The organism is Methylobacterium sp. D54C (genome assembly GCF_053345595.1).
The window spans coordinates 1-299 of record NZ_JBKFAK010000213.1 but is presented as its reverse complement, the minus strand read 5'-3'; the positions used below and the strand labels follow the sequence as shown (position 1 = coordinate 299).

At 75.9% G+C, this 299-nt stretch carries 1 pseudogene; it reads left to right on the top strand.

Annotated features, from left to right (window positions below):
- Nucleotides 1-299 (top strand): annotated as a pseudogene (locus ACLBYB_RS33210) (methyl-accepting chemotaxis protein); the annotation flags it as partial.

The window sequence follows — 299 nt, the reverse complement described above, 5'->3', positions numbered from 1 at the left end:
CGACGCGGCCGCCGCCGCCGAGCGCAAGCGCACCATGGTCGAGCTCGACGACGGCTTCGAGCGCCCCGTCGGCGGCATCGTCGGCCTGGTCTCGTCCTCGGCCACCGAGCTCCAGGCCACCGCCCAGCAGATGACCGCCACCGCCCAGGAGACCGCACCCCAGTCGACCACCGTGGCCGCGGCCGCCGAGGAGGCGTCGACCAACGCCAACACGGTGGCTGCCGCCGCCGAGGAGCTCGGCTCCTCCGTCCAGGAGATCGGCCGGCAGGTGACCGGCTCGGCCCACCTCGCCCAGGCCG